This is a genomic window from Pseudomonas sp. 51_B (assembly GCF_017491595.1).
Lineage (GTDB): Bacteria > Pseudomonadota > Gammaproteobacteria > Pseudomonadales > Pseudomonadaceae > Aquipseudomonas > Aquipseudomonas promysalinigenes.
Window position 1 is genome coordinate 1 of the sequence record NZ_JAFGYW010000467.1, and the last position, 432, is coordinate 432.

General features: G+C 60.0%; 1 protein-coding gene. It reads right to left on the minus strand.

Annotation, left to right across the window (positions count from 1 at the left end; translation table 11 throughout):
• On the minus strand, window positions 1–432 hold a 432-nt coding region (gloB, locus tag J5M56_RS25760; protein WP_207938152.1), incomplete at both ends, for a hydroxyacylglutathione hydrolase.

A 432-nucleotide genomic window follows, 5' to 3' on the forward strand; every position in this document is an offset into this window, starting at 1 on the left:
CGTCCACTTTTTGTGTAACCAATGTTTCAGAAGTGCGTAAAAACGGATTGGTGAGCTTTTCCAGGGCCAAAGTCGACGGCAACGTCATCACGCCGTTCTGCCGTTGCTGCGTGACCTTTTCCAGACGGGCGGCGATGTCCGGATTGCCCGGCTCGACGGCGGCGGCGAATTTCAGATTGCTCAAGGTGTATTCATGGGTGCAGTACACCAGCGTATCTTCCGGCAGGGCCGCGAGACGGCTGAGCGAGTGGTACATCTGCTCGGGTGTGCCTTCGAACAACCGGCCGCAACCGGCGGCGAACAGGGTGTCGCCGCAGAACAGCAGGCCATGGTGGTAATAGGCGATGTGCCCCAGGGTGTGACCGGGCACCGCATAGACGTCGAAGTCCCAGCCGAGCACGCTGACGCTGTCGTTGTCCTTGAGGGCTACGT